The organism is Pseudomonas sp. yb_2, from assembly GCF_043103905.1.
Classification (GTDB): Bacteria; Pseudomonadota; Gammaproteobacteria; order Pseudomonadales; family Pseudomonadaceae; genus Aquipseudomonas; species Aquipseudomonas alloputida.
This window is the reverse complement of the sequence record NZ_JBICKH010000096.1, coordinates 1-1,518: the sequence shown is the minus strand read 5'-3', so window position 1 is coordinate 1,518 and position 1,518 is coordinate 1. Positions and strand designations below refer to the sequence as shown.

At 53.7% G+C, this 1,518-nt stretch carries 1 protein-coding gene and 1 pseudogene; both read left to right on the top strand.

Going from position 1 to position 1,518, the window contains the following annotated elements; all coding sequences use genetic code 11:
* A pseudogene (locus ACF8FB_RS26325) lies at window positions 1-494 on the top strand (hypothetical protein); the annotation flags it as partial.
* Window positions 494-1,518: DUF6708 domain-containing protein (locus ACF8FB_RS26320; protein ID WP_392512505.1), on the top strand; the 1,025-nt coding region annotated here is incomplete at its 3' end. The pseudogene ACF8FB_RS26325 and the gene ACF8FB_RS26320, both read left to right, overlap by 1 nt.

Here is a 1,518-nt window from a genome sequence, read left to right as displayed (position 1 = left end):
CTGGCACCGGGGGGTTGGTACTCGCGTGGTGGGATTATTCGGACAGTTCCAGACATCTCAAGGAGTTGCAGGGCACCTCCAAGAGCCACCCGGCATACAAGTCTGGTATTTTAGCTTTCACGTATGTAACGCGAGCCACGGCAACCATAGCGCTTTCGTTAGCCGAGCTAGGAAGCGCCATCGCCATTGCAAAGCCGTTATTCGATCATTTATCAAAGAATAGCAGATCAAAAATCATCCATACGCTGAGTCGCTCAGCCAGTGTACTTGCAGGAAAACTTGGCACACAGGCAGCTCGACTATTATTAGCACGATTAGTCTTGGGCGCCTTCTGGCTTGGTCTGGTCGTGACAGTGATCATCCTCATCCTTGAAGACGACGCACTCGAAAAATGGTGCAAACGAAGCACTTATCGCCTTAATAAAGACGCAGATGCCTACGACATAAACGACGAACTCCCGGCACTTCACTCTGCCTTTAGCGAGGTAATTTAATGTTTTTGATTGAGTGGGGCTTTTGGAAAATGGCCACTGAGTCAAGTGCTTCCCGTAATGCAGCCTATGCGCAGAGGAGCCTGCCAGATAAAAGATCTGACCGTAACGTGAGCGACGGGGGTCTTGATATTAGCTTCAAGTCTGCGAGCGAGCACCCGCATACTCGGGGTCCCATTTACGCTTTCAACGAAACATATTTAGACATGCGCTGCGGCGGGTCGGAAGAAAAACGCGGCCTGATCACGCTTATGACGCTCGGAGGAGTAGGTCCGACTATTTATGCATGGGCACAACTGACACATGGTTTTTTAGTTTTCAACATCTCCGCCCTACCTGAGTTCAACATACCCTTCATCCTGCTTAATACACTCGCACTCTTGATTGGCGCCGGCCTCACTTACCTCTATCTCAGGTATGGTTTCCACCTTACACGCCTCGAGCTATTTACAAGCAGACACCTACTGATTCGCTTCAACAGAAAAACTCAACAAGTCCACCTGCACCGCCCCACTTACTGCGGTGGAATAGTGACATTTCCATGGAGGGAAACTGGCAGCACATCTACTTATCAAGAGGACGATCCGCTCAGCCTCGGCATGCGACTAGGCCTAATCTGGCACCCCAGCCGCACCGGCCTGCCCCACATGGAAATGGCCCTACTGGGCAAACAAGGTCAAGGCGGCAGCGAACTGCGTGATGAGTGGGAATTCATCCGTCGTTACATGGAAGAAGGCCCACACGCCGTCCCCCGCCCCCGGCTGATCGGCATGGAGTTGAGTGAAGGGGGCACGAAGGTACTGGACCACTGGTGGCGCAGTGACGTGGCAGACCGGGGCAACCTGGCAATACGCGGCATCACCTACAACCAGGAGGACCTGCGGGAAGAACTGGCGGCGCTGCTGGAAGCGGCCAAAAGCGAACCGCCGTCAGCGTCATCCTTCGCCCTGCCGGAAGCGCTTGCCAGGCAAGCCCATGTCGCTGCCAATGCCTTTGGGCGCATCAACACCCTGTATGAACAGATGCA